General features: G+C 44.8%; 24 protein-coding genes. 8 read left to right on the top strand and 16 right to left on the bottom strand.

All coding sequences use genetic code 11. The features are described 5' to 3' along the window. Positions 1-244: 244 nt before the first annotated feature. Positions 245-868, top strand: coding sequence for an urease subunit gamma (ureA, locus tag H7T88_RS08445; protein WP_221788077.1), 624 nt, complete (start codon positions 245-247; stop codon positions 866-868). After that, on the top strand, positions 868-2,580 hold the full coding sequence (gene ureC, locus H7T88_RS08440) for an urease subunit alpha (protein WP_221788136.1): 1,713 nt from the start codon (positions 868-870) through the stop codon (positions 2,578-2,580). The genes ureA and ureC overlap by 1 nt, the downstream gene beginning before the upstream one ends. A gap of 115 nt (positions 2,581-2,695) precedes the next feature. On the opposite strand, the gene H7T88_RS08435 is transcribed toward ureC, so the two are convergent. After that, the gene (locus H7T88_RS08435; RefSeq protein ID WP_154889524.1) at positions 2,696-3,451 is read right to left on the bottom strand and encodes an SDR family oxidoreductase; all 756 of its coding nucleotides are present in this window, start codon (positions 3,449-3,451) and stop codon (positions 2,696-2,698) included. A 320-nt stretch (positions 3,452-3,771) separates the two neighbouring features. On the opposite strand from H7T88_RS08435, the gene H7T88_RS08430 reads away from it, so the two are divergent. Next, positions 3,772-4,533: a helix-turn-helix transcriptional regulator gene (locus tag H7T88_RS08430; RefSeq protein WP_221788076.1), complete on the top strand. Its 762-nt coding sequence runs from the start codon at positions 3,772-3,774 to the stop codon at positions 4,531-4,533. 29 nt (positions 4,534-4,562) lie between these two features. After that, positions 4,563-5,183 carry a transglutaminase-like domain-containing protein gene (locus H7T88_RS08425; protein WP_221788075.1) on the top strand — a complete coding sequence of 207 codons (621 nt, stop codon included), beginning with the start codon at positions 4,563-4,565 and terminating at the stop codon, positions 5,181-5,183. 87 nt (positions 5,184-5,270) lie between these two features. On the opposite strand, the gene H7T88_RS08420 is transcribed toward H7T88_RS08425, so the two are convergent. The 4 genes from H7T88_RS08420 to H7T88_RS08410 all read right to left on the bottom strand — a co-directional run bounded on the left by H7T88_RS08420 (position 5,271) and on the right by H7T88_RS08410 (position 10,016). Further along, a complete protein-coding gene (locus tag H7T88_RS08420) occupies positions 5,271-6,290 on the bottom strand; it encodes a phosphotransferase enzyme family protein (protein WP_221788073.1) in 1,020 nt (339 codons plus the stop codon). A gap of 193 nt (positions 6,291-6,483) precedes the next feature. Continuing rightward, positions 6,484-7,122 carry a glucoamylase family protein gene (locus H7T88_RS28695; protein ID WP_260510790.1) on the bottom strand — a complete coding sequence of 213 codons (639 nt, stop codon included), beginning with the start codon at positions 7,120-7,122 and terminating at the stop codon, positions 6,484-6,486. Between the two features lie 107 nt (positions 7,123-7,229). Continuing rightward, on the bottom strand, positions 7,230-7,835 hold the full coding sequence (locus H7T88_RS28690) for a DUF3131 domain-containing protein (protein WP_260510789.1): 606 nt from the start codon (positions 7,833-7,835) through the stop codon (positions 7,230-7,232). 366 nt (positions 7,836-8,201) lie between these two features. Then, the gene (locus H7T88_RS08410) at positions 8,202-10,016 is read right to left on the bottom strand and encodes a glycoside hydrolase family 43 protein (protein WP_221788072.1); all 1,815 of its coding nucleotides are present in this window, start codon (positions 10,014-10,016) and stop codon (positions 8,202-8,204) included. Positions 10,017-10,207: 191 nt separating this feature from the next. On the opposite strand from H7T88_RS08410, the gene H7T88_RS08405 reads away from it, so the two are divergent. Continuing rightward, positions 10,208-10,630, top strand: coding sequence for a VOC family protein (locus tag H7T88_RS08405; RefSeq protein WP_221788071.1), 423 nt, complete (start codon positions 10,208-10,210; stop codon positions 10,628-10,630). 186 nt (positions 10,631-10,816) lie between these two features. Here the strand turns inward: H7T88_RS08405 and H7T88_RS08400 are convergent, their stop codons facing one another. The 11 genes from H7T88_RS08400 to H7T88_RS08350 form a co-directional block, all read right to left on the bottom strand. Beyond that, positions 10,817-11,656, bottom strand: coding sequence for an ABC transporter permease (locus H7T88_RS08400; RefSeq protein WP_221788070.1), 840 nt, complete (start codon positions 11,654-11,656; stop codon positions 10,817-10,819). Then, the gene (locus tag H7T88_RS08395; RefSeq protein ID WP_221788069.1) at positions 11,653-12,816 is read right to left on the bottom strand and encodes an extracellular solute-binding protein; all 1,164 of its coding nucleotides are present in this window, start codon (positions 12,814-12,816) and stop codon (positions 11,653-11,655) included. Before H7T88_RS08395 ends, H7T88_RS08400 begins: the two co-directional genes overlap by 4 nt. Before the next feature lie 14 nt (positions 12,817-12,830). Next, complete coding sequence (locus tag H7T88_RS08390; protein WP_221788068.1) at positions 12,831-13,871, bottom strand: ABC transporter ATP-binding protein; 1,041 nt, start codon at positions 13,869-13,871, stop codon at positions 12,831-12,833. 47 nt (positions 13,872-13,918) lie between these two features. After that, complete coding sequence (locus tag H7T88_RS08385) at positions 13,919-14,743, bottom strand: ABC transporter permease (protein WP_221788067.1); 825 nt, start codon at positions 14,741-14,743, stop codon at positions 13,919-13,921. Between the two features lie 2 nt (positions 14,744-14,745). After that, positions 14,746-15,783: a LacI family DNA-binding transcriptional regulator gene (locus H7T88_RS08380; protein ID WP_221788066.1), complete on the bottom strand. Its 1,038-nt coding sequence runs from the start codon at positions 15,781-15,783 to the stop codon at positions 14,746-14,748. Then, complete coding sequence (locus tag H7T88_RS08375) at positions 15,761-16,519, bottom strand: glycerophosphodiester phosphodiesterase (RefSeq protein WP_221788065.1); 759 nt, start codon at positions 16,517-16,519, stop codon at positions 15,761-15,763. The genes H7T88_RS08380 and H7T88_RS08375 overlap by 23 nt, the downstream gene beginning before the upstream one ends. Next, positions 16,516-17,571, bottom strand: coding sequence for a CehA/McbA family metallohydrolase (locus H7T88_RS08370; RefSeq protein ID WP_221788064.1), 1,056 nt, complete (start codon positions 17,569-17,571; stop codon positions 16,516-16,518). The genes H7T88_RS08375 and H7T88_RS08370 overlap by 4 nt, the downstream gene beginning before the upstream one ends. Continuing rightward, complete coding sequence (locus H7T88_RS08365) at positions 17,568-17,975, bottom strand: hypothetical protein (RefSeq protein WP_260510788.1); 408 nt, start codon at positions 17,973-17,975, stop codon at positions 17,568-17,570. The genes H7T88_RS08370 and H7T88_RS08365 overlap by 4 nt, the downstream gene beginning before the upstream one ends. 320 nt (positions 17,976-18,295) lie before the next feature. After that, positions 18,296-18,916: an NAD(P)-dependent oxidoreductase gene (locus H7T88_RS08360; RefSeq protein ID WP_221788060.1), complete on the bottom strand. Its 621-nt coding sequence runs from the start codon at positions 18,914-18,916 to the stop codon at positions 18,296-18,298. A 119-nt stretch (positions 18,917-19,035) separates the two neighbouring features. After that, the gene (locus H7T88_RS08355) at positions 19,036-20,043 is read right to left on the bottom strand and encodes an alpha/beta fold hydrolase (RefSeq protein ID WP_312027592.1); all 1,008 of its coding nucleotides are present in this window, start codon (positions 20,041-20,043) and stop codon (positions 19,036-19,038) included. 278 nt (positions 20,044-20,321) lie between these two features. Then, positions 20,322-21,557: an RNA polymerase sigma factor gene (locus H7T88_RS08350; RefSeq protein ID WP_221788058.1), complete on the bottom strand. Its 1,236-nt coding sequence runs from the start codon at positions 21,555-21,557 to the stop codon at positions 20,322-20,324. 322 nt (positions 21,558-21,879) lie between these two features. Here H7T88_RS08350 and H7T88_RS08345 point away from each other — a divergent pair, with 322 nt between their 5' ends. The 3 genes from H7T88_RS08345 to H7T88_RS08335 all read left to right on the top strand — a co-directional run bounded on the left by H7T88_RS08345 (position 21,880) and on the right by H7T88_RS08335 (position 25,349). Beyond that, on the top strand, positions 21,880-23,475 hold the full coding sequence (locus tag H7T88_RS08345; RefSeq protein WP_221788057.1) for a type 2 periplasmic-binding domain-containing protein: 1,596 nt from the start codon (positions 21,880-21,882) through the stop codon (positions 23,473-23,475). Between the two features lie 77 nt (positions 23,476-23,552). Next, positions 23,553-24,443, top strand: coding sequence for an ABC transporter permease (locus tag H7T88_RS08340; RefSeq protein WP_090916142.1), 891 nt, complete (start codon positions 23,553-23,555; stop codon positions 24,441-24,443). A gap of 15 nt (positions 24,444-24,458) precedes the next feature. Continuing rightward, positions 24,459-25,349: a carbohydrate ABC transporter permease gene (locus H7T88_RS08335; RefSeq protein WP_090916140.1), complete on the top strand. Its 891-nt coding sequence runs from the start codon at positions 24,459-24,461 to the stop codon at positions 25,347-25,349. Positions 25,350-25,377: the final 28 nt, after the last annotated feature.

The following is a 25,377-nucleotide window of genomic DNA, read 5'->3' as shown; positions in this document are numbered from 1 at the left end:
ATTCTGAAGTTTCATCATGCCCCACCCATCTCTGGGCAAATATTATGTTCAACACCTTTTCTTTAAGAACCATTTGTGATCTTGCACAAATCAATCTTCTAATGTTATGTTGTTTGACATTCTTGTTTGACTCCCCTCCACAACCATGTTACATTTTCAAACATAAGCAATGATTGGAAAAAGATTACATGGAACCAAGCCTGTTATTTCTTCTCATTTTAACTCAGCGAAGGAGTTGCTGACTATGCATTTAACTGTACAGGAACGTGAAAAATTATTGATGTACCTCGCTGCGGATATGGCTGAAAAGCGGCTGAAACGTGGCGTTCAGTTGAATTATCCGGAAGCCGCTGCCTATATCTCAGGTTTTGTCGTAGAGGGTGCACGGGATGGGAAAACCGTAAAACAACTCATGGAAGAAGCTCGTCACCTTTTATCAGCAAACCAGGTAATGGATGGCGTAGCCGAGTTGCTGAGTGAAGTTCAGATTGAAGCCACGTTCCCCGATGGAACGAAGCTGGTGACTGTACATGAGCCTGTTGCCCGGATCGATGGTTCGATTATCCCCGGTGAGTATGAATTTGCGGATGACCCAATTGTCCTGCTGCCTGACCGCAAACGCATTACCCGTTCCGTGACCAATACAGGCAGCCGCCCCATTCAGGTCGGATCACACTTTCATTTTTTTGAAACGAACCCCGCTCTATCATTTGACCGCGAAGGTACTAAAGGATATCGGCTGGATATCGCTTCAGGTCTTTCCGTCCGCTTCGAACCGGGAGACGTTCATGACATTACGCTGGTTGAAATCGGTGGAACGAAGGAAATCCATGGATTCGCCGGGTTAACCAACGGGAGGGTTGAATGATGAACACCATTGATCGTGCGACATATGCAAGCATGTATGGCCCCACGACCGGAGATCGGATCCGGCTCGCGGACACCTCGTTAAAAATCGAGATTGAAAAAGACTTTACTGTGTATGGAGACGAGTGTGTTTTTGGCGGAGGTAAAACGGTCAGGGATGGCATGGGACAGCATCCTCTAGCAACGCGTAGCGAAGGCGTTCTGGATACGGTCATTACCAACGTTGTTATTGTGGATACATGGGGAATTGTCAAAGCCGATATTGGCATTAAGGACGGACTGATCCGAGGCATTGGCAAAGCGGGAAATCCATTTGTGATGGATGGTGTCGATCCTAACATGGTTATTGGGGTAGGTACAGAAGTGATCTCTGGTGAAAATTTGATTGTAACCGCTGGCGGTGTAGACAGCCATGTGCATTTCATCTCTCCGCAGCAAATTGAAATTGCGTTGCAAAGTGGGATTACCACGATGGTTGGTGGAGGCTCCGGCCCGGCCACGGGCACACTCGCTACTAACTGTACCTCAGGGGTGTGGCATATTGAACGCATGCTGCAGGCGCTTGATTCACTTCCGATGAATTTTGTGATGCTTGGCCGAGGTAATAGTTCCAGACCTGAAGCGTTGATGGAACAAGTACTTGCTGGTGTTGGCGGACTGAAAATTCACGAAGACTGGGGAAGCACACCATATGTTATCGACAAATGTTTAAGCGTGGCAGAACAGTATGATATTCAGGTCAATATCCATACCGATACGCTGAATGAAGCCGGATATGTGGAGGACAGTTTGCGTTCATTCAATGGTCGCGCCATTCATACCTACCATACCGAAGGTGCGGGCGGTGGTCACGCGCCGGACTTGTTACGTGTTGCTTCCATGCCGAATGTCCTGCCTTCTTCCACCAGTCCAACCATGCCTTATACCCGAAATACCGTCGATGAGCATCTGGATATGCTAATGATCTGCCATCATCTCGATCCCAAAATTCCGGAGGATGTCGCCTTTGCCGCTTCGCGGATTCGGGAGACAACAATTGGTGCGGAAGATATATTACATGATATCGGTGCAATCAGTATGACTAGTTCAGATTCACAGGCGATGGGCCGTGTAGGTGAGGTGGCAATCCGAACCTGGCAAACGGCGGATAAAATGAAAAAACAACGCGGTTCGCTTACCGGAGATACCCAGGCGGATAACAATCGTGTGAAACGATATATTGCCAAATATACGATTAACCCTGCAATTACTCATGGCATTTCAACATATGTAGGATCGATTGAAGTCGGTAAAATGGCGGATCTTGTGTTATGGAAACCCGCTTTTTTCGGAGTTAAACCCGAAGTTATTATTAAGGGCGGCATGATTATGCATAGTGTAATGGGAGATCCGAACTCCACGATCTCGACACCACAGCCCTATATGTACAGACCGATGTTTGGGAGCTATGGCAAAGCACGTTCTGCCATTTGTGCAACCTTTGTGTCCCAGGCCTCTATTGATGCTGGTACCCTTTCCCCTCTGGAGCTCAGTAAATCTTTAAAGCCAGTGACGGGCTGTCGTGCAGCTAGCAAAAAAGATATGATTTTAAATGGAGAAACGCCAACGATTATGGTTAATCCGAAAAATTATACCGTATCCGTGAATGGTGAAACGCTACGCTGTCTTCCGGTTGACGAATTACCCATGGCTCAGAGATACTTCTTGAGTTAATATGTGAAATCGTTGTTGCCTTCATTGAATAGCTCCGTTTAAATCTACAAAAAAGCCCAGCTAACCTAGCCGGGCTTTTTATGATTCTAATCATATTCTTTCCAGCAACGTTCGATTATTCTCGAATGAATCCACCTTCCGAATGAATAATTTGTCCCGTAATCCAAGCTCCTGCTTCACTCACGAGAAAATCAATAATGTTCGCTGCATCCTCAGGTGCTCCAATTCGTCCCAGCGGGAACTTTGGCATCAGATAATCACGAATGGAATCATCCATCCACGTTGTATCAGTTGGCCCCGGATTTACGGCATTTACTGTAATCTTCAATGGTGCAAGTTCACGGGATAAGGATGTTGTAAAAGCAGAGATCGCCCCCTTGGTTGCAACATACGCTAACTCACCTGGCATCGGCGATATGTCCTGTCCCGACGTCATATTAATAATTCTGCCTGAGGTTAGATTGGATTTCTCGAATTCGCGGGCAAATATCGTACACAGTAGAAACGTCGATCGCATATTAACAGCATAGTGGTTATCCAAGAGTTCGGCGTCAAAGGACTTGTAATCGGTGTTGACACCATAAGCCGCATTATTAATCAGTATTGAGGGTTGTCCCAGTTGCTGTACTGCACTTTCATATACTCGTTGTGCTGCGTTACGCTCGGTTAGATCGATCTCGATTGATGTACAGCGAACCCCCATGTCTTCAATTTCCTTGTGAAACGCAAGTGTCCATTCCGGATCAGCCTTATAGTGTGTGAAGAAAATATCAATATCTCTGGAAGCTAGTTTACGACAAAAAGCACTTCCCATTTCTCTGGGACCGCTGGCACCTGTGATAATCGCGATTTTTCTCTGATTTTGAGTCATCATTCTACCTCCACTTACATAAAAGATGTGTATCTTTCTCATCAATTATAGTGAATAGAGGTGACTTATGAAACACTTCTACCCAAACGAATATCTGAACAGCCCATTTGTTTTACATACACTAACAATCCAATCCAAGTGATAACAGATACAAGATAAATCGTCCATAACAAGTTAATCACATGTGTACCCCATTTTAGTCTATTATAAAATAATCGTTACGTATGTCCTGTTGCATTACCCTCTTCAATATTGCTTCAGTTTTATTGTAATATACAGTGTTCGTTAATTTATTTTACCTATGAGGTGATACCCGTTTGATGAATTTATACGGCGCGCAGCATCACATTCTTGTGCATTCCAATGCCATCGATGCTGAGGCACATCAACATACGTTTATTCAAGTCACGATTGCACTAGAAAACCATTTTCAGATTGAGGTTCAGGGAGAGATTATAAGTACTGCTGTAATCGTGCTTAACTCCAATATATCTCATCATTTGCAGGTCTCAGGGCAGCCCGTAGTATTGCTTTTAATAGATAGCACATCCCAGATGGCAACAGCATTTAAACAATATATGGGCAAGCGGAATTATGCCAGTTTTCCCGAAGAGCTTGGTAAAGAAGTCGCCGAACATATCAAAAGGCGGTTACCGTTACTCAATGATGCAGAGACTTACCGTGTATTTTTACAAGAACTCATGACTCTTTTTCAACTGGATTACACTCCACCTGCGATTACGGATTCACGAATCAAGGAACTGATCCAACATATGAAGGATTGCACGGATTCGGAGCACTCTATTCGTATGTACGCTGAACAGTTCGGTCTATCGAACAGCAGGCTGTCACATCTGTTTAAAGAAAATACAGGCATATCGCTTAGCGGTTATATGTTGTTACATAAGCTACAGAAAGCATCCTATTTGATTTTCCAAGGAACGAGCATCACGGATGCAGCCATGGCGGCTGGTTTTGATAAGCCCTCCCATTTTGCCAATACCAGCAAGCGATTGCTCGGAATGACCGCCAAAGATATTCGTAAGGATAGCGTGTTTTTGCAAGTTTCCTCCCTGCACTGACGATACAATGTTTGCAGGAGGTGCTCATCATGAACAACAATCTCGAGCAAACGCAATTGTTAGATTACAATCATTCGACCATTCAGAGCCTCATTCGCAGGTATAATCGTAGCGATAATATTCAGGCTTCAGAAGTGCTCCACGACGGCTATGGACAGTGTAATACGAAAGGCATTTTATTCATGGCACTACTTAGAGCGCTAAGCATCCCTTGCCGGATTCACGGTTTTACGATTCATAAGCAATTGCAAAAGGGAGCCATGAAAGGCTGGTATTATCACCTTTCTCCGAAAGAGATTATCCACAGCTGGATTGAAGTGTTATATAACGACAGATGGTTAAATATTGAGGGATTTATCCTGGATCTCCCTTATCTGACCAAGCTTCAGCAAAAGTTTAAGCAATGTACTGGTTCATTTTGTGGTTATGGAGTGGCTACGGACGATTTTCAGAAACCTGCTATTTTTTGGAATGAAAATGACACCTATGTGCAGAAAGAAGGCATTGTCCAGGATTTCGGTACGTTTGACAATCCGGATCAATTCTTTTCTCTCCATCCCCAAAAGTTAAATCCAATCAAGAGAATGATATTCAGCCATGTGGTTCGTCATCTAATGAATAGGAATGTGAGACGTATTAGGCGGGGGTGAACGTTTATTCTTTTGAAGCGAAACACCAAGAAAAAGACGGAAAGATTCGGGGTAGGTTCTCCGTTTCGTTCCGTCTGAAAGCTAGTATTAATCCATTTTTACAGGCTCGACCACTTCGAATAAAAATGGATTACCGTTCAAATATTCTCTTATATATGCTTGGGCATATTTTTGTTCATCGATTAAACTGGCTGTTTCTCTTGGATCGGAGGCGTGATGGCAGAAGTTCTCGATCATGAACATGATGAAAAAACATTCCAGATCCCGAGTATAGTCCGCTTCCAGCTTCTTAATACTCTCATAACCTTTGATAAGCTGCCATCGATGTTTAGGCCAAAGCTCCAGCATGGTGCCTGCAATATCGTAGAGAAAATATCCGTACCCACATCTTTCAAAATCAATCGGTGAAGGTTGATCATCGTTAAAAACCATATTACCGGTATGTAAATCAGCATGAATTAGTCCGTAGTTATGTTCAGTTGGACGCATAGTGGTAAGTTGGGATACAACCTTCTCCGCTGCATCTTGATACAACTTCCATGCCTTTTCGGATAAAAAACGTTGATGGTAACGTTCCAACTTAGCCAGTTCACGTTTAAAGCTTTCTACTCCCCAAGCAGACCTTACAAAATCAGAAGGTGGATTGAAATCCTTTGCTGCTGCATGGAGCCTGCTTATCATTACTCCCATATTATACGCATGACTATCCGTAAATTCCCCTGTTGTTTTTTCACCCTCGATCCACCGCATCATTGTTACATAAGGCCGTCTATATCCCATTTCTGTTTCAATCTCCAAAACATAAATACCATCACAACTTGGTATCCCTTCGGATACATTTAGTTCTTTCGATTTTTTCAGTGCTTGTAACAGTAGGAGCTCCGAACGAATTTCCTCTCTGCTCAATCGGTCCGAATGAATACGAAGCAAATAATGGTTAGCTGTACTGGTTTCAATTTTATACGTGATCGATTCAGATAGTTGAATAAACTCGATTTTATCCCATTCTAAGTCATACTGTTGGATTGCTGATAAAGCAACCTTCCTTGCTCTGATTAATAACGCTTGCCGTTCTTCATTCGTATCAAATTTTAAAAAATCTTTCATTGGTTATCCTCCTGCAATTTTCATGTAGTAAAAATCACCTACTTCTCTTATACGTTATTGTAACGATCGCAAAAGCTTAAAAATATGTAGTAAACAATTTAAACTATGTTATACACAAAAAAAGCCATAAGCCTAATCAACAAAAAAGGAACGAGGCGTCATCAAGTGATGCCTCGTTCCTTCTGAATCGGGTCTACTGAATGGAGAATACTTCTTTTTTCAACAGTTCTTCAGGTTTCTGACCAATAGGATCGCTGTGGAAATAATCACGGATAACTCCATCCTCCAGATAGTTCGCAATAGATATCATAATCATGCCTTGGTCCAATGCCAGATAAGCTTTGGCGATTTCTTTGGTCTCCAGATTGATGGAGTCGTATAAGCCATATTCGCCCATCATGTTTAACTTTTTCAGTGTTTTGATGTTTTTGCGTGCCTCTTCAGGCGCATAGTCCAAGGCAAGGAATGTTGCATGCGCAGTTACCGTTGCTCCGTCTTTGTAACCTGAGATGCCAAGCGGTGTTGCTGCAAACTCACTATATCCGGTAGGTGTTGCTGACGGGGAAAATCCCCATGCTGCATACCCTTTTTCTTTGGCATATTCGATTTGCAGATCGACATGACGTTTATTGTTTAGACCTAGTGCCTGAGTACCCAAGTCTTTTTCCTTGATCACCAGACCCGGCATCAGTCCTTCAAACATACTGCCTCCCCAGCTAGGAACAAACTTTTTACCTTTATACTCATAACTTCCTTCGAAGACATCGACGCCATCATAATTCACCGTTTGACCTTGAGGAATCTGAGACTGCCAATCCCATTCAAGTGGCATTGTGCGGTACATCTTCCACCAATGTTCTTTTGGTACGTCTCCTTTACCGATGGCAATATAACTTCCTACACGAGGTTCCGTATAAAAGGACCCATAATGATGCTCTGTCAGTGCGCCTTTGGCGACATCATAGCCACCACGGAATTGGCCGACTTCCGGATCGTATAACGTTGCATAGTCATCTGTTTAACGAGAGCGCTGGCTTGTGCATTTAACTCTTTATACGCTTGTCCAACGACGATTAATCCTGCGGATAACCAGCCGTTATCTACCTGTGATATAAATTGCCCCCAATCTTTTTTGACGGAACCATCGTCCGTGTTGTACCAATTATAAAAGAGCCCATTCCACTTATCCATCTTCTCCAGCGTGTTTAACGTTGTTTTCAGGCGGGATACGGCTTCTTTTTTCGAAAGCAGGCCCATTCGTTCCGCAGAAACGGTACTCATCATGTACATCGCAATGTTTGTTGGTGAGGTACGCTTGGCTTCTTCCGTTCCCGTTTCCTTCATTCGGACTTCATCATACGTCAACCCGGTTTTGGGATCGGTAAAATCTTTGAAGTACTTGTACGTTTTTTTGGCAACCGCTTTCAATTCTGGTTTGAAGCCCGGCGTCTTGCCTGAATCATGTGCAGATATGACAGGAGCGAAAGCTGTGCTGGCAAACAGACAAAAAGTTAAAATAAGTCCTAACCTTTTTACAATGTTCATCTTTTTTCTCCCTTCAAAAATGAATTCGAAACGTTTCGCATTTATGATATCACGAATGTACATATTTGGTAAATAACAAAATGAAAACCCTTACTTTAAAAAGTTTTATTTAGGTTTATCTTTTGACTTTTAACTCGAAACGTTTCATCAATAACAGGAATTCTTCTGCAAGCAGTCACTCTTTCTTGTGTAACAGCGATGATTCGGCCCATGTACGTATATAAGCAAAATCTAAAAAAGCCGCTATGGTTTAGCGGCTTCCATGAGACGTACAAATGATGAATCTCCATTACGATACTCTATTCGAATTGCTTCGGTTTTGTATCGTGATTGTTCGCTTCAATACTGTTCAACCATCCCATCATTTCACAAAACAATAGGCTTCATACGACCACCTGCTCCAAACTGAATCGGGTCAATACATACTTCCCGGTGGTACCCTTTCCCCTCGGAGAACCGCGATAACGGAGTGACAAAACGATGGTAAGCCATGTAATACTGATCCGTTTCAGAATCATGGAAAATACAGTGATGTCCTGTTCCAAGCATGTCTTTTTCTACATTTTTGCTTAAGACAGGGTAGTGATAGGTGACCGGGCCGTAGAGGCTTTCCGACGTACCGTAATTGACGTGATAATCCTCACTTCCCGTATCATCACAAGACCATGTGAAGTGGTAAAGCCCATCCCTCTTTAACACGGTTACGGCCTCTCTGAAATCATGCAATCCTGCAATGTTACGCATCGTTTCTTCACGAACAGTTATCATATCGTCACCAAGCTCCACAATTGCAGCATCACCGTTGCCAAACAACAGATACATCTTGCCATCCTGCTCTGCATAGATTGAAGGATCAATGGCTTGCCCCATCTTGATCCCAAGATGTCTTAATTGACCCATTGTAATTAAAGGCTCAGGCTCCGCTCGGAATGGACCCGTCGGTGAATCGGCAATAGCGACACCAATAGCACTTTCCTGGTTAGGCATTTTGCCGCAGAAATAAAAGTAATATTTGTTATTGTGGCTGGCAATCGCTGGTGCCCATGCATTCCCGATGGCCCAAGGCACATCATCCGTTGCCAGATCAAGAATAATTCCTTCATCCTGCCAATATTGCAGATCGCTGGAGGAAAACACCTTAAACTGCGTACCTGACCACCCGTCGAAGCCATCCGTAGTAGGATACATATAATAGCGGTCGCCAAACTTCGCCACATCAGGGTCAGCGTATTGACCAGCCAGTACCTGGTGACCGTCTCCATAAGCGGCCAGCAGACAATTACCTTCTTCCGCGGTGATTGGCAAAATGCCGCCGTGCCGCTTTTGGGTTTTTCCCATATCAAACTCATCATCTGAAGCTATTCGGAAGTTTCCGCTATCCAAATCCGTCGTCAACAGCGGTAGATAACCTTTTCCCTCAGCAAAACGATCCACAATCAGGCACCACTCATCCCGGTCATTGAATTTAAATATCTGTGGCCCTTCTACACCCATCAGAGCCTCCAACACAGGCGCATGGAGCGGAGTGAAGGCGTCCTTGTCCAGAGAGTTCCCCTTTTCAACACGAATGTTTTTGGTTGTTTCATCTTTGGAGTATCGGTAGTAAGAACCCGAAGAAGCAAGAATGGTCGTATCGATGATGTGGTTTTCACGCTCGATATACTTTACCGATGGAGTGAATGTACGGAAGTTTTTGGTGCGTGCGCTGTAAATCTTCTGTTTACGTTCAGATTCATCTGCATCTTGTGTGGCTGAGGCCCAGAATACAAGAAACTCATCAGCCGTTTCATCATATACGGCTTCAGGTGCCCACACACAACCTGCACCCGGGGTGCCAAGTGTAACTGTCCAAGGAGAAGACCAATCCATGAGATTACTGGACTCCCATACGACAATATCACGACTGCCTTCGTTTACAGCAACACCCCAGCCTTTACCGCTTGCGATTCGTAGATCGGTTGCAATCAGATAAAACTTATTCTCCTTAGCGGAGCGAATGAGAAACGGGTCGCGTACACCCTGTTCCCCCAGATTGGAGCGCAATACGGGCTTACCCCCGTTTAAGTCCTTCCAATGAAGGCCATCCTCGCTATATGAAAAATAAACCTGCTCTCCATCGGGCTGCTCACCGATAAAATGCACAAAAAGATATCCTGCGTAATTGGTGTTTGTATTCAACAAGTTTAGTAGCCTCCTAAGTATGTATATTGAATTTGATCTAAAAGAAAGCGCTTAACCTAGTATATATCATACTGCAAATCAGGGTTTAGGAGTAGGGAAACTTCCTGCTTTTCCTTATTTACCGTTGTAGTCTCTCCAATTACAATGGTATAACTGTATCGTTGACCAAAAGATGAAATGGAGGCCCCCTTATGATTCAGTCGATTATACATATCGCTTTGGTCGTTAACGATTATGATGAAGCGATCGAATTTTATACTCAAAAATTGAACTTCACATTGCTTGAAGACACCTATCAACCTGAGCAGGACAAAAGATGGGTGGTGATTGCCCCTCCGGGATCTATAGGCACAACCATTTTACTCGCGAGAGCTTCCAAACCGGAGCAACAGCCTTTTATCGGTAACCAGGCTGGTGGGCGTGTTTTCCTGTTCCTGAATACCGATGACTTCTGGAGAGATTATAAGGACATGGTTGCCAAAGGCATTGAATTTGTGAGAGAACCAAAGGAACAAGACTATGGCATCGTTGCTGTATTTAAAGACCTTTATGGGAACCTGTGGGATTTGCTGCAAATGAATGAGGATCACCCTATCTCCAAACGTATGAAGTAGTATTCAACTACAAGTAGAGATAACTTTAGTCAGAATGTTTATCTTAAGCAAAAAAAATGAAAGTAGCCCCTTACTTCCGAGGGGCTACTTTCATTTTCAAACCATTAGTTTAGCTCATTTAATGCTGTAGAGTGTCTACTTATACATCTTTGGTTCAACTTACATTTTATTTCGCATGCTGTTTCTTTAGATTCTTCCCTTCTCTTCCTGCGCCATGGAACGGATGTAGAACGCCCCAAGTACGGAACAGAGCAAGAAAGAGAAAAATGCAATCGCTGCGGCCTGTTCGCGCTCCTGAAATACACTGAACACCTGTTGCATAGATACGCCGAGCATTTGGGGAGAGTTGGCTCCGATCAGAAACGGCGCGGTGAACGAACCGATGACTCCCATAAAGACAAAGGTAATTGCAACAAGGAACGTTTTGTAGGACAGTGGGAAAATAAACCGGGTAAACAGTGTCAACCTGCCTACACCTATGTCCTTTGCACTTTCGATCACCGATGACGGGATGCCCGACAGTGCTGAACTGAGCAGCATTGTGGTAAACGGTATGTTGAACCAGAGGTTCGCAATAATAATTCCTTTTTCATCAAAAATGATTCGTGGTAACGTAACCCCCACCACTTCCAGCATACGTGCCAGCCAGCCATGGTTTCCAAGCAGATTAATCAGACCATAGGTTGCGATGACCCCCGGGATAAAAAGCGGAATCATGTACGTTTTACGAATCAGATTTACAATCGGACCCTGATTGAAACGCATGTAGATCGCCAGACTATAACTGATAAGCATGACGACGATGCAGGTTATCACTGTGATTCGCAGCGTAAAAACGATATTGTCACGCATACCTTTATCGGTAAACAAATACATGTACCTGCTCAGATCATAACCACCTGAGTCATTGCTCAGACTCATTATAAACGATTGAATAATGGGAATGATGACTACAATCAGCAGGATTGCGAAGGAGGGGAGTACCATCGCTATGCCCGTAATTGACTGTCTGAATTCCTTACTCATTGGGCCGCAACGTCACTCTGCCAGCGTTTATTAATCTCTGTGCCCAGATCCCCGATGTTGAATGTGCGAAAGCCCTCAGCTACTCCATCAAATTTGCTTTGTACTTCACTGGACATGTTAGAAAGCTCGATTCCCGGGAATCCATTCATTTTGTTTACAATCACTTCTTGTGCTTCTGGAGAAAGAACAAAATCCAGGAAAGTGTTGATCACTTCTTTTTTGTCCGACGCTTCATTCACCATCAGGTATGTTGGCCCACCGTTAAATCCTGGTGTAATCTGTTGCATTTTGATGGTATCCGGCAGCAATCCTTCGTTTAATTGTTGCAGTACCATATCTGACCAAGCCGGAATCATGGATACTTCTCCATTCATGAGCAAGTCCAGGGTACCCTGGTTTTTCTTTGGATAGATCCCCTTGCCGTATACAAATGGTCCAATTTCTTTAAGGGTATTAAAACCGGCACTCCACTTCTCCATAACCGCTGGATCGGAGTTGTGAATGTCTTCTTCCGGAAGGTCTTTATACACGATCGTTTGCACAAAAGAGCTTCCCGAACCGCCGGTTGAAGGGTCATTATAGGCAAATTTCTCAGGGTTTGCTTTGATCCATGTCAGGAGTTCATCCAGTGTTTTGGGCGGATTGCTAACCTTACTGCTGTCATACGCTAGCACCACTGCCGATGAACGATAGGGAATCGCATAATTGTTAACATCCTTCATCGTGTTTGTATTAACTTTGCTCAGATTAGGAATGTCCTTTGTATCCAATTGTGCCCATACGCCGTCTTTCATCCCTTGAGAAACAGTGACGATGCCATCCTCATACAGATCGATATCTCCTGATCCTTTGCCTGCCTTCTTGGCAGCAACGATCCGGTCATATGTCGGCTCTGCTCCGGTTCCTGATGGAATGTAGACCATTTTTACGTCGATATCCGGGTGTTCTTTTTCAAACATTGGTTCGAGGTAATCCCACAGATCCTTAACGTTTTGTGAGCCTGTAAAGTAGAAGTTAAAGGAAACGGGTTTACTTGATGCCGCTGCACTGCTGTCACTTGAAGCTGTCTTCGCATCACTTGCACTGCCACAACCAGCTAATAGGGACATCGACAATCCAACTACCGTCAACAATGATAGAAAAGGCTTTTTCTTTAACATACTTTTCATCCTCCTCAGTATGATTCCTCATGTGGATATGCGATCATTTTGCTGATCGAAACGTAAATGTCCTTGCCTGTGTGAAGCTGATCTACTCGATCTTTGTTCAGAAAAGCACGGACGACACCTAACTGGCCCAGATCAACGGTAACTTCTGCATAATGCCCCAAGATCATGACTTGTTTAATCTTACCTGCCAAGGACGGCTGATCCCCTGCGATTAATTGCAACTGTACATCTTCCGGACGAACGGCTGCGATCACCTGTCCATCCAGATTTTTTTCATTCGGGAGATGGATATCTCCAATTTGAATGCTTTCCTGTGCTGCCACCCCTCTCAGGAAATTCATTTTGCCGATAAAACTGGCAACATATAATGAAGCAGGCTCATCATAGATTCGTTGAGGCTCTGCGATTTGTTCGATACGCCCATGATTCATAACGATGATGCGGTCGGATAAGGATAAGGCCTCTTCCTGATCATGCGTGACAAATACCATCGTGAGTCCGGTTTTCATCTGAATCTCACGCAATTCCTCACGCATCTCATGTCTCAGTTTGGCATCCAATGCTGAGAATGGCTCGTCCAGTAAAAGCACCGCCGGATTAAGCAGCAAGGATCGTGCAAGGGCAACCCGTTGCTGTTGTCCCCCGGACAGCTCGGCCGGATACTTTTTGTCAAAGCCTGATAACCGAACCAGTTTGAGCGCATCCTCTACAGCGGATTGAATCTCGGCCTTGGATTTTTTACGAATCTTCAGACCAAACGCCAGATTGTCGTATACGGACATATGGGACCATAGATTATAGCTTTGGAACACCATGGAAGTTGGCCTTTTCTCGGGCGGCAGTTGTATTACACTTTGGCCTTCGATCAGAATGTCGCCAGAGTCCGGTTCGAGAAATCCACCGATGCTTCGCAGCACGGTTGTTTTACCACAGCCTGAAGGACCCAGCAGCGTAACCAGCTCTCCTTTTTGAATATCGATGTTGATCCCACTGACCCCATCACCGGTTTTATAACGTTTGGATAACGCGCGTACAGACAACTGCATCTTACTAACTGCCTCCCTTTTGCCTCGGTTTCGTGACCGAAACGTTGTTATTTCATCTGAAAACCACTTGCCAGTACATCCGCGCTCACAAGTCGCTGGGCTGCCACGAGCAGAATAATGGTTGGTAGCGTCAAAATAATCGAGAATACGGCTCCAGCGCTACTTGGAAAATCGGAAATGATTGAATACATCACAACAGGCATCGTTTTATAATCGGGGATTCCGACCAGGAACGTTCCCTGCGCTTCATCAAGTGAATTGAGAAACGTGAAGATAGATGCAACCATGATGCCAGGCATCGCCATAGGCAGTGTGATGCTGCGGAACACTTTGAAGGGGCTCGCTCCAACATCTCGCGCGGACTCTTCCTGTGCCCGATGTACATTACGGAAGGCCGAGGTTGGAATCCAGGTCATGAACATCAGTACGTTGATCATATGGATCAGCACAACACCAAGCAGGGTATTCATCAGACCAAGCTGATAGAAAAGCACAGCGATGGATACGTACAACCCCATTTTGGGAAAGGCATGTGTCAGAAGGAACGAAAACAGAAACATACGCTTAAGCGGAAACTGTAGTCTGGCAAAAGCATATGCAGCCGGAATACAGATCACGATGGACAGCAAGGTTACGAGTGTCGCAATCAGGAAGGATAAGGAGATCGACGAGACAATGTCATCCTTAGCCAGTACAAATTTCCACCATTTGAACCCCCAGATCTGAGGTAAAATGTCCGGGTAATTCCATTTTTCAGAAAATGCAAGTACAAGCAGATTAACCAGAGGCCCTGCAAAGAAAATGGCGAATAGAGTTAGTAACACGAATTCAATGATTCTCCTTGGTCCAACATGTTTCCAATACCAAAACATCGCTATTCCTCCTTTCTTTTCGTTGATTGACGAATCAGTACGTGGCTTTCATATTCGGTCAAACGAGGTACATTCTCTTCCCCACGAATCAGGCGATCCAGAAGGGATACGGCATCCCGTCCGATGCCTGTAGCATCCACGCTGACGGTTGTTAGTGAAGGGTGAAACATTATCGATAACTCTGTGTTATCGTAACCCATAATAGCTAAATCTTCCGGGATTCGCATGCCACGATCTAACATGACCTTCATCGCTCCCAGTGCCAGCATATCGTTTGTACTGAAAAGAGCACTGTATTGTCCTTCCCGGAATGTTTGATACTGATCTTCCATCAACTGGTGCCCGGATTCAAAACTCGATTCCGAGGATTGCACAATACGAACCTGTCCTTCAGATACGGATAAACCAAACCTTTCCAAACGTTGGCAAAAACCTTTCAGCCGTAACGAGTGGCTTCGATGTTCGCCTGGCCCTGCAATGATGAAGAAACGGCGGTGTCCACATGCAACCAGATGTTCTGCTGCACGTTCACCTCCAGCCTCGTCGTTGCTAACGAGATGCACAACCTCAGGATCTTCGGTAGATCCGTTAACCATGAGATATGGAATATTGAATTTTTTTACGTAATCGATTACGTTCTTCTGTAGTCTGCTCACCAGAATAAGTCCATCCACACGCTGCTCCAGCATATAGTCGGTAGAGCGTAACGACATTTCCCGATCTGTCTTCAAAAAGATCGAGTAACCCAGCGCTTCGGCGGCCATTAGAATCTCATCAATGATTCGCCCGTATAGTGTGTGGGATACAATCGGTAGCCTGTCCCGAAATACGATGACACCGATGTTATACGTGCGTTTGGAAACCATGGCTCTTGCCACCGCACTAGGTTTGTAGAGGAGCTGATCGACAGCCTGAAGTACACGCTCTCGTACATCCGGACTTGCGTACCCGTTTCCAGAGATTACTCGCGATGCTGTCGATTTGGACACACCCGCCAGCTCTGCGAGTTCACGCAGACTATAGTTTAGCTTTTGGTTCAACCTGCTTCTCCTCCGCTCGTTTCATCTCTTCGCGCACAGTCGTCAGTTTCAGCGGATCACGCGTTGTGATAGAATCGACACCCCAGCCTGCTAGCGTACGCATATCCTCTACGTCCATGACCGTCCATACATAGACATCAAGACCGTTTGACTTCACAATATCTATAAGCTGCTCTCTCACAACTTGAAAGGGCAGATTCAATCCAAAGCAGTCAGCATGTTTGGCCTCTTCGCACATCTGAATAATGGCATCCGCATAGTTGAAACGTTCAAGATGTTGAAGGTTCACATTCAGCAACCGGCGAATTTCAGCTGCATACTTGCCAGCTTTCAAAGCCGTATCGTAGGCACAACCACTTAGAAATACGTGTTCTTTCATGTTCATCTGCTCAATCAGGGCAGACACGGGCTCTAATGCACGATCCGTTTTGATATCCAGGTTCATGATTTTACCTGCCTTGCGAATATGCACTAGCATCTCCTGAAGGGTCGGGAATGGCGTTAGACTCATGGCATGTACCTCATTCAACGAGAGCTTTTCCAGACTTCCTTGTCTTCCGTCGCCTAGTTTGATCTCATCATCATGTGCCAGCACTGGGATGCCATCCCGGGTTATCCGAATATCATCTTCATAAATATCTATCCCAAGTGTTAAGGAGGCTTGAAGGGATTCAAACGAGTGATCAGGATACCCCATACTGCCGGTATGCGCTGTAATCAGTGGAAAGCTATTCATAACGTCTTCCCTCCTTCCTCCCAATAGATCGCGTTGGTAAACGCAATTCGTACATAGGCGCCTTGCATCGTACCCCAGCATTCGGCTCGAATCCATCTTCGAGTTGATGCTTCATCGTTTGTGGACAACGGCATCTCCAGTTCCAGAACATGCTCATTATGTTGCACAACGACCTCTGCATACCCTTCCTCACCAAGATTGGAGAACAGCACTAACCTTAAAGGCTGCTCCGGCAAAGACCATTTCCCGACACGTACAGAGAAGTCCAAAGCAATATGCATCAGCAACTGCTGTTTAGTATTTCGCGTCTCGGGAAGCGGTGCCGGAATCATAGAACCTAGTGGGTACAAGGTTTCTCCAGCGCTCAGTGTCAGTGTGAGTAATGGCCCCATCGTTACAGACACTCTTCCTTCACGCAAGGAGCGAATCAAGCGATCGGGGTGATGTGAAGTCATATTTGCCCCTTCCTCAATGCCAAGGTATGTGACTGAGATCGGGTCAATAGTCTTATCCTGTGAATGCCAGTCTCGCCCTGATGTGGCCGCAATGCGGTATCCTTCATTCAGTTTTTGTGTCCACAAATCAAAAGCTCGATGATTATCCGTTCGAATGGAAGGAAATGTCCCTGACCACACTTCGATATAATCCACACTGGACCAGTCGGTAATCTCATATTCCCAGAAGCAACCTGTACAGGCAGGACTTCCGATGCGGAATGGATGTGCGATTCCAGCAATACCGCCGTGTTGATGAACGGCCGCGATCCCTTTTTCGATATGTTCCCGACTCACATCACGCCAATCTGCAAATTCATGAAGTCCAATGGTCACCATATGACCGTAGAAGGTCGTCCACTCCATACCAGGGATGATGTATAACTCATATTTTTTCTCTATCTCATCTTTGCCGATCAGACCAGACATCGTGTTATGGTCCGTCAAAGCGATTGCATCGAACCCGAGATCAACAGCACCTTTAACGAGTTCATCCAAAGTTTGACTTCCATCACTATGCAAAGTATGGGTGTGCAGTTCACAAGCGAGCCATCTCATCGGTTGTCCTCCTCGGATGTCCAGATTTGCATCTGGTACGTACACTCTTCTGTGACAATACAATGCACGCTCAACATGATCGTCCAGGTCCCCGCAGGAAGTTCACCCGGCATCAATCCGGGGGAAGCATCCATTTTACTTATGTAAAGTTCTTGGATCGGGTCATGCCGATGACATGCTCCTCTATATCGATTGGTATCATCCAGCGAGAGTGTAATCAGATTTTTTAACGGGAGATGACGAGTTGCGTTGGCAATGGCGTGTTCCCGGTGTTCGGGTAAAATGTACAGATCGTAACTTTTTATAAGCAACTCTATGGATCTATCCTGATCCTCAAGGGTTTTGGGTCCATATTGTAAACGCATATGAAGCTTCGAACATCCGGCTTCAACGACAAATGGCATGCATATATGTGTCTTTGAATCATGGGGAGTGAGGCTTCCTTGCAGATCCAGCACCTTCATTTGAACCACACCGTCCTTCAGCGTGTTATAAAAAAATGAAATGATTGTTCAGTGTGGGACCGTTCCCACATCCAATACTTATGTTAAGGTGAAATCATCAGCACTGTTTCAGGCACATGTTAATATTCTGTAAAGCACAAAAAGGCCTATCTTCTATTAAAAGAAGACAGGCCCTATTCGTGTGGATCTACCTGAATTGTTTTCGCATTGACAGAGGAGATTTCTGTATTTTTCCAAACCATCATTATTTTCTTAAAGCATCAGTAACAAATACCTACACGTGTGTTTATAAAACGGCGGTCGCTAAGTTGACGATAGGTGAATTCAGCGGTATCGCCAACGGTAATTTCTGTGCCGCCTTCAGGTAAAACGTCACGCTCTACACGATAATTGCCGCGGATCTCCCCATCGGGCAAATACGTAGGACATACAATCGTCCACTCCAAGGTGGAGGCCCTAAGCAACGTGTACACTTGTTCATGTTCCTCGGCAGCCCTAGTTGACTTACGTCTGGATTCACTCGACTGATATCGAAGTTTCTCCGGCTCGGTTCTGCTTTGAAGAATACCGGCTGTTCCTACAGTAATGATACGCTTTATGCCCTCCTGCCCCATGGCGTTGATGAGTAACGGCATGCTTTGGGACAGTGTGGTTGTTCCATCCGTGTTCAGCGCGCTGATTACCGCATCAACGCCATGCATGGCATGGACAAGATCATTGGGTTCAAGTACGTTACCTTGGATAACGGTTAAGCGATCGTGTTGTGTGTCTACTTTCTCTAGAGTGCGAACCATAGCCCTTACCTGATGACCGTCTTGAAGCGCAAGTGTTACGATTTGGCTCCCGACACGTCCAGTAGCTCCTAGCACTAAAATATGCATTTAGAGACCCCCTGTTTTATGTTCATGATGTGATATACCGGCATGTTACCCGTAAAACAATAGAATAACAAAAAAAGCGTTACACGGGTACTTTAAGTACGCCATATAACGCCGTTGCCTCAATCTGTAGTGATCTTTTCGGTGAATTCCTTGATCTTCTCAGCGATTTCCTTGGGATGGGAGCGATACAAGTAATGTCCTGCTTCCAGTAAAACCATTTCTCCCTGTTCAGTGTTCGCCATCTGTTTCTCATGTTCTGCAACCCACTCTTTCACGACCGGGTGGTTCTTTTGTACAAAGAAAAGAACTGGTAAATCACTTGGCCAGGTAAGCTGTTTCGCCGCTTGGAAATTGGAATACATGCCTACGGCCTCGTTTAATTGCGTGTTATTATACATGTTTTTGCGTATTAAAATGTTTAATTGCTCTCTGGTATCGTCGTCATAGGAGAGGCCTTCATACGGGTCATCAGTCAGTTTCAACTGAACACGGGCAAAACCAAGGTTACGGAACCATTTAATGGGCTCAATGTCGGACGCTTCAACTTTTTGCTCACTAAGAGACGGAACACTGTGATCTAGTCCAATGAATGCTTGTACCTCATCTGCATATCGGTTCACATAGTCCAGGCTATAGAGACCTGAGATAGAATGTGCCATGAGCGTATAACGTTTGATACCGAGGCTTTGCAACGCACTATGGATCTCATGCGTGATAGTAGCCGAACTACGTTCCTTGTCAGTCTGTTCACTTAGTCCGTAACCAAAAGGCTCAACAACTACGACCTTATAATAAGGACTCAGTTCGGATATGAGCGGTTTAAAATCAAGCACAGGAGAAGCTGTCCCGAACCCAGGTAAGATGACTATCGTTTCTTTCCCTTCCCCCTGCATGAATACGTTCATTCGTTTTCCATCGACAGATACCTGTTGCCCGTAATGTTCCAGTCGCTTTTGTTCAGAATGACTGCTGACTTGGTTCACCGTGAACACGGTCGCGATGAAAAGCAGGATGACGATAAGTATAGAGGCTATGACTTTTAGTAAAAGTTTAAGCACTCGCTTGACTTTGGAATTCTGGCTTGCTTTTGTTTTTTTTGAATCTGAATGACTTGGTTCAATCAACACCTTCAGCTCCTTTATGTCATGTTTCCTTCTCGGGTGGGTCTTGTTTTACTCCAAGTCAAGTGTACTCAACTTCGATGTCCCTAGAATGAATGCAATATGAACGGAACATGAACGAACGCTATAAACTTTCTTTCAAACCTTCTTCATTCTTCCTTCTACCTTATTTAAATGTAAAAAAACACCTCCAGTCATGATATCCCATAATGAACAGGACTACATGTTGCTGAAGGTGTCTGGGCTTATTAACCGTTAAACTGTCGTTCGTTTCGTGTGAGTTCTTAAAATAATTGATTCAGATAGTTAACCAGTTTCTGACGAAATTCAGTCTCTGAGCAGCCTAAAATGCCTTTGAGATCCTGCGGCTGACGGATCAATTGATTCATAGCTTCTAAACCGTACTTCTCTATGACAAACTCGACAAACATATACGAGAATTGGAATCCTTTCTTGGTTTCAAAATCCCACGTATCATCGTCTAATTGAGCAAAAGTAGGAATAGAATTCGTGCGAATGGCCTCTTTCGTCGAATTTTTAAGAAAATCGGGTGTCATCAGTTTAGCCTCGTATCCGCCAATTCCTTGTCTAATCCATTTGGGGGACAGCGGATTAATCTCCTCAATCAGCCACATGGAGAACAGGTGAATCGTACCTTTGATAATAGACTCGTAGGTATGTTCCGGTCCGGGATTAAGTGGTGATACGATCTTAAGAATATTTTCTTCATACGTACCCGTGAACCAGTTAGGCGCATGCGCTTCACCTACAGCCCGATGAAACGTTGGCAGATCTGGATACATTTCAATGATAACTTTACGTTTGAGCTGGTAATTGTATTTGGTCGCCAGTCGTTCGACATTTCCACTTAGTTGCGTGAAGAGATCATGATTTGCTTTTTTCAGACGGTTAACCGAATGTTCTGAACTTCCTTTATTTTCGATAGAAATCAATTGTTCAATCGACATGATGGCCATGTTCCCCCATTCATTTAATTCATGCTTCAGCTTTCCAAGAGCGCGATATAATCGGTTCTTCACTGCGCTCTCACGCATGCCAACAATACTCGCAATCTCGGGTAGTGTACAATCTGCGAAAAAACGTAACGCAATAATCTCCTGATTTTTCTCATCCAGTGTTTGTAGTGCCGCGCCAATGTCAATTCGAAAGTCAACATACTTTGTAAATTCAAGAGTGATGGATTGGGATTCTAACTGTGTAAAATCAAGCGGTGTTTCATTCTGACGTGACAATCTGCGATATTCGTTTTTTAACGTATTCTGAGCAATCTTGAAGATCCATGTGAAAATATGCGCACTCCCTCTAAAGCGATGCATGTTCTCCGAGACTTTCATAAACACCTGTTGTGTAAGGTCGTCTGCAACCATGGCATTTATTTTCAGCAAAAAGTAACTACGGATGCGGTCACGATATAATGCATAGATGTATTCAAATCGGGTATTGCTATCCTGTTCATCCGGATAAACAGGTGTAAAGTGTGTGTCATGAACTCCTGACATGGTGTGAACCTCCTCTTGATTTACAATGAATTAGACACCGCAGCACAACGAAAAGCCACAACTAAGCTGAAAAAATATGTATACTTCCGATAATTCTCACGATCTTCTTTGGTTCGAGCGGGTCAAAAAAGTGCAACACAGTTCAAATAAGTGCAAGATTCGTACACACTTCCCATCCCATTCGCTCTTTCAATCTTCCTCTTAAGTAAAAAATCATACAGATTCTGGTCAATAACGTTTATATCCCCTCCTCTTATTCTCCATTACAATATCTTCAAGTACAACTTTCCTAAATATGACTTGAACTTGAGGGGGAACGTCAATGAACCAAAAGATGAAGCTTCTAATCATGTCGGTGAGTATGTCCGCTCTGCTGATCACAGCTTGTAGTGACACGGGAAAAGGTAAAACACAGACCGACGCGGACGATGACGGCACAGGTGCAGTCACCATTCATACGGTCACATCGGAGTACAGTTCAGCGAAATATCCAAAGGGCGATGATATCACCAATAATGTCTGGACTCGCCGGTATAAAGAGAAGTTAAACATTAACGTCAAGACGGACTGGGTCAGTGATGAATATGAAACAAAACTCAATCTCGCCATCTCTTCCAACGAACTACCTGACGTTTTCCGGGTGAATCCTTCTCAGTTACGCCAATTGGTTGAAGCCGATATGGTCATGGATTTGACAGAAGCCTTTGAACAGCATGCCTCGGAACGCCTGAAAGCGTATATGAGAGCGGATGCAGACAGCTACGAATCAGGAAAAAAAGACGGGAAGCTCTACGGTATACCGCAGATGCACTGGGGATTAATTGAACAGCCCGACTTTATCTGGATCCGGAACGACTGGAAAGAAGAGCTTAAACTGCAAGATCCGAAATCCGTTGAAGATATCAAAAATATGGCACTCAAATTTATGGAGAAACACGGAGGATACGGCATCGCTGTGGATCAATCCCTGGACTACCTCAATCTGCTTGCCATTGCATGGAATGCACATCCCGACATGTGGATTGAAGATAATTCGGGAAAACTCACCTATGGCTCCATTCAACCTGAGATGAAAAATGCGCTTGCCGAGTGGGCGGATTGGTTTAAATTAGGCATTATTGATCCCGAATTTGCAATTAAAGACTTCAACGCGATGAATGCCGATATCGTTGCTGGTAAAGTAGGCATCCAGCCTTACTATCAGTGGTGGGGGTATAATCCGGGCGTAGATACGATTGCCAATCTGGGCAAAGATTCGATCTTTTATCCGTATCTCATTCCAACCGTGGACGGTAAGGAAGCAAAACAGTCGATCTTTTTTGCCAACAATAACTACATTGTTATGAAAAAGGATGCCGCCAATCCGCAAGCGGTGATCGAAATCCTGAATGATTATGCCTACATCGTAGATGAAGGTAACGGCAAGGAAAAACCGGAGACACTGTCTGCCCTGCTCGACAATGATATTGCCCACGTGGTTGGTGCGTTCCGTGTACTTAATCCGAATTCGGACTATGAGCAGTTTGAGGCTGTGTCCAAAGCTCTTGAAACGAAGGATACGAGCGGACTTACGACTTCAGGGATGTGGCAGAAATACAATAATAGCGTGGAGTTTATTAAAAATGCGACACCGGGAGCAACTGGCGATTATTTGCAACAGGGTGCTCCGAAAAATGCGTATGGTCTGGCCAAAAAAGTGCTCGATAGCAACAACTATATCAAAACTGCGCTATGGGGTGTTACGCCTGAGGCTCTCTCCAGTTACGGCACAACACTGGATGACATTCTCACCGAAGGATTTACGAAAATCATTATGGGTAGCGAAAGCATCGATTATTTTGACGTGGTCGTACAGAACTGGCGAGCAGCTGGCGGAGACAATGCCATTGAAGCAGTCAACGAAGCCTACGGGAAATAAAGCATTTGCGGTGTGAAGCCTGAGGGGGTGAGCCCGTTCTCATCCCTTCTTTTTGATAACTGAACGGAGGAAAAGCCATGCTGAAAAAATGGAAGCAGCAAAGTCCTTATCACCTCATGTTGATCCCCAGCGTTGTGCTGGTGTTTATTTTTAGCTACATCCCGTTCTATGGACTCATTATTGCATTTCAAAAATATAACCCCGGTCTCGGCTTTAACTCACCGTGGGTTGGATGGGACAATTTCACGCATGTATTCAATCAGCCTAACTTTGTGAGAACGATCTGGAACACCCTCTACATGTCCATATTCAAAATGCTTGGCGGCATTGTGGTGCCGGTTGTTTTCGCACTATTGCTGAACGAAGTCTTGCACAACGGGATCAAACGCACCTTTCAGACCCTCGTGTATATACCGAATTTCTTGTCTTGGGTCATTATGGCGGGTATCATGCTGGATGTTCTAAGTGCGAATGGCATCGTGAATACGTTTCTGAGTTTGTTCGGCGTCAAGCCGATCTCTTTTCTCGGTACCCCTTCAATCTTCCCATGGACAATGATCGTGAGTGACATATGGAAGGGTTTCGGTTTTGGAACGGTCGTTTATCTGGCGGCTTTAACCAGCATTGACCCCGGACTATATGAAGCCGCAGTGATCGATGGAGCCAAGCGTTGGAAGCAAACACTCTATATCACCCTGCCCCTACTCATGCCAACGATTGTTCTGATGTCTGTGCTTTCCCTTGGAAACGTGTTGAATGCCGGTTTCGACCAGATTTACAACCTCTACTCTCCTGTTGTTTATCAGACCGGTGATATTATCGATACTTATGTCTATCGTCTGGGGATACAGCAAGCTCAATATTCCATTGCGACCGCCGTTGGATTATTCAAATCCGTGATCTCCTGCATTCTAGTCGCTGTCTCTTACATTCTAGCTTACCGCGTGGCGGGTTACCGTATCTTCTAAGGAGGGCATATTCGCATGATCTATGATAAAAGTATAAGCAGACGCGTGTTTCTTATTATAAATTACACCATCCTGCTGACCATCTCGCTACTCTGTGTGTTGCCATTTGTGAATTTACTCGCTGTGTCCTTCAGTAGCAGTTCAGCGGTATCGGCTGGTAGTGTTACCTTCTGGCCTGTCGAGTTCACAACCAAAGCTTATGAGTTTGCTCTTTCGGGTGGCGCGTTTTATTCCTCGCTATGGGTTGCCATCCAGCGAACGGTTCTGGGTACACTTGTGAATCTGGTGTTAATTGTGCTCACAGCCTACCCTTTATCCAAAACCAAACAGAAGGTGATGGGGCGCAACGTCTACATGGGATTTTTTATCGTAACGATGCTGTTTAGCGGCGGTTTAATCCCGACGTATCTGGTTGTGGTGAAAATGGGACTGATTGATTCCATCTGGTCTCTGATTCTGCCAGGAGCGCTCCCCGTGTTCAGCATGATTATTCTGATGAACTTTATTCGTGGACTTCCTGAAGAGATTGAAGAATCGGCTATCATTGACGGCGCAGGCCCTCTGCAAGTGTTGATCCGCATTATGCTGCCGCTTCTCAAACCTGCGCTCGCGACGGTTGGATTGTTCAGCATTGTGGGTCACTGGAACTCCTGGTTTGACGGCATTATCTATATGAACAATCCCGCCAACTATCCGTTACAGAGCTATTTGCAGACGCTGCTTCAAAGCTTTGAGCAGATGATGCTGAAATCCGGATCGGATTACACGCAACTGTTATCCATGATGAATGCCCGGACAGGGCGAGCTGCGCAGATGTTCCTCGGTGCGATACCGATTCTGCTGATCTATCCGTTCTTGCAAAAGTATTTTACCAAAGGACTGGTACTGGGCAGTGTTAAAGGCTAAAGTGACAGCAAAAGCGACTTCACATGCG

It is taken from the genome of Paenibacillus cucumis (ex Kampfer et al. 2016) (assembly GCF_019748695.1).
Taxonomy (GTDB): Bacteria; Bacillota; Bacilli; order Paenibacillales; family Paenibacillaceae; genus Paenibacillus; species Paenibacillus polysaccharolyticus.
The sequence above is the reverse complement of the archived record's forward strand: the minus strand, read 5'-3'. Positions and strand labels throughout refer to the sequence as shown.

Bases quoted from the DNA above. Each gene is read 5' to 3' on its own strand.
- H7T88_RS08385 (WP_221788067.1), bottom strand. From the start codon at position 14,743: ATGTTTTGGTATTGGAAACATGTTGGACCAAGGAGAATCATTGAATTC.
- H7T88_RS08435 (WP_154889524.1), bottom strand. From the start codon at position 3,451: ATGACTCAAAATCAGAGAAAAATCGCGATTATCACAGGTGCCAGCGGT.
- H7T88_RS28690 (WP_260510789.1), bottom strand. From the start codon at position 7,835: ATGAACATTGTAAAAAGGTTAGGACTTATTTTAACTTTTTGTCTGTTT.
- H7T88_RS08395 (WP_221788069.1), bottom strand. From the start codon at position 12,816: ATGTTAAAGAAAAAGCCTTTTCTATCATTGTTGACGGTAGTTGGATTG.
- H7T88_RS08370 (WP_221788064.1), bottom strand. From the start codon at position 17,571: ATGAGATGGCTCGCTTGTGAACTGCACACCCATACTTTGCATAGTGAT.
- H7T88_RS08400 (WP_221788070.1), bottom strand. From the start codon at position 11,656: ATGAGTAAGGAATTCAGACAGTCAATTACGGGCATAGCGATGGTACTC.
- H7T88_RS08425 (WP_221788075.1), top strand. From the start codon at position 4,563: ATGAACAACAATCTCGAGCAAACGCAATTGTTAGATTACAATCATTCG.
- H7T88_RS08365 (WP_260510788.1), bottom strand. From the start codon at position 17,975: ATGCCATTTGTCGTTGAAGCCGGATGTTCGAAGCTTCATATGCGTTTA.
- H7T88_RS08350 (WP_221788058.1), bottom strand. From the start codon at position 21,557: ATGTCAGGAGTTCATGACACACACTTTACACCTGTTTATCCGGATGAA.
- ureC (WP_221788136.1), top strand. From the start codon at position 868: ATGAACACCATTGATCGTGCGACATATGCAAGCATGTATGGCCCCACG.
- ureA (WP_221788077.1), top strand. From the start codon at position 245: ATGCATTTAACTGTACAGGAACGTGAAAAATTATTGATGTACCTCGCT.
- H7T88_RS28695 (WP_260510790.1), bottom strand. From the start codon at position 7,122: ATGCCACTTGAATGGGATTGGCAGTCTCAGATTCCTCAAGGTCAAACG.
- H7T88_RS08375 (WP_221788065.1), bottom strand. From the start codon at position 16,519: ATGAATAGCTTTCCACTGATTACAGCGCATACCGGCAGTATGGGGTAT.
- H7T88_RS08420 (WP_221788073.1), bottom strand. From the start codon at position 6,290: ATGAAAGATTTTTTAAAATTTGATACGAATGAAGAACGGCAAGCGTTA.
- H7T88_RS08390 (WP_221788068.1), bottom strand. From the start codon at position 13,871: ATGCAGTTGTCTGTACGCGCGTTATCCAAACGTTATAAAACCGGTGAT.
- H7T88_RS08345 (WP_221788057.1), top strand. From the start codon at position 21,880: ATGAACCAAAAGATGAAGCTTCTAATCATGTCGGTGAGTATGTCCGCT.
- H7T88_RS08335 (WP_090916140.1), top strand. From the start codon at position 24,459: ATGATCTATGATAAAAGTATAAGCAGACGCGTGTTTCTTATTATAAAT.
- H7T88_RS08360 (WP_221788060.1), bottom strand. From the start codon at position 18,916: ATGCATATTTTAGTGCTAGGAGCTACTGGACGTGTCGGGAGCCAAATC.
- H7T88_RS08340 (WP_090916142.1), top strand. From the start codon at position 23,553: ATGCTGAAAAAATGGAAGCAGCAAAGTCCTTATCACCTCATGTTGATC.
- H7T88_RS08405 (WP_221788071.1), top strand. From the start codon at position 10,208: ATGATTCAGTCGATTATACATATCGCTTTGGTCGTTAACGATTATGAT.
- H7T88_RS08430 (WP_221788076.1), top strand. From the start codon at position 3,772: ATGAATTTATACGGCGCGCAGCATCACATTCTTGTGCATTCCAATGCC.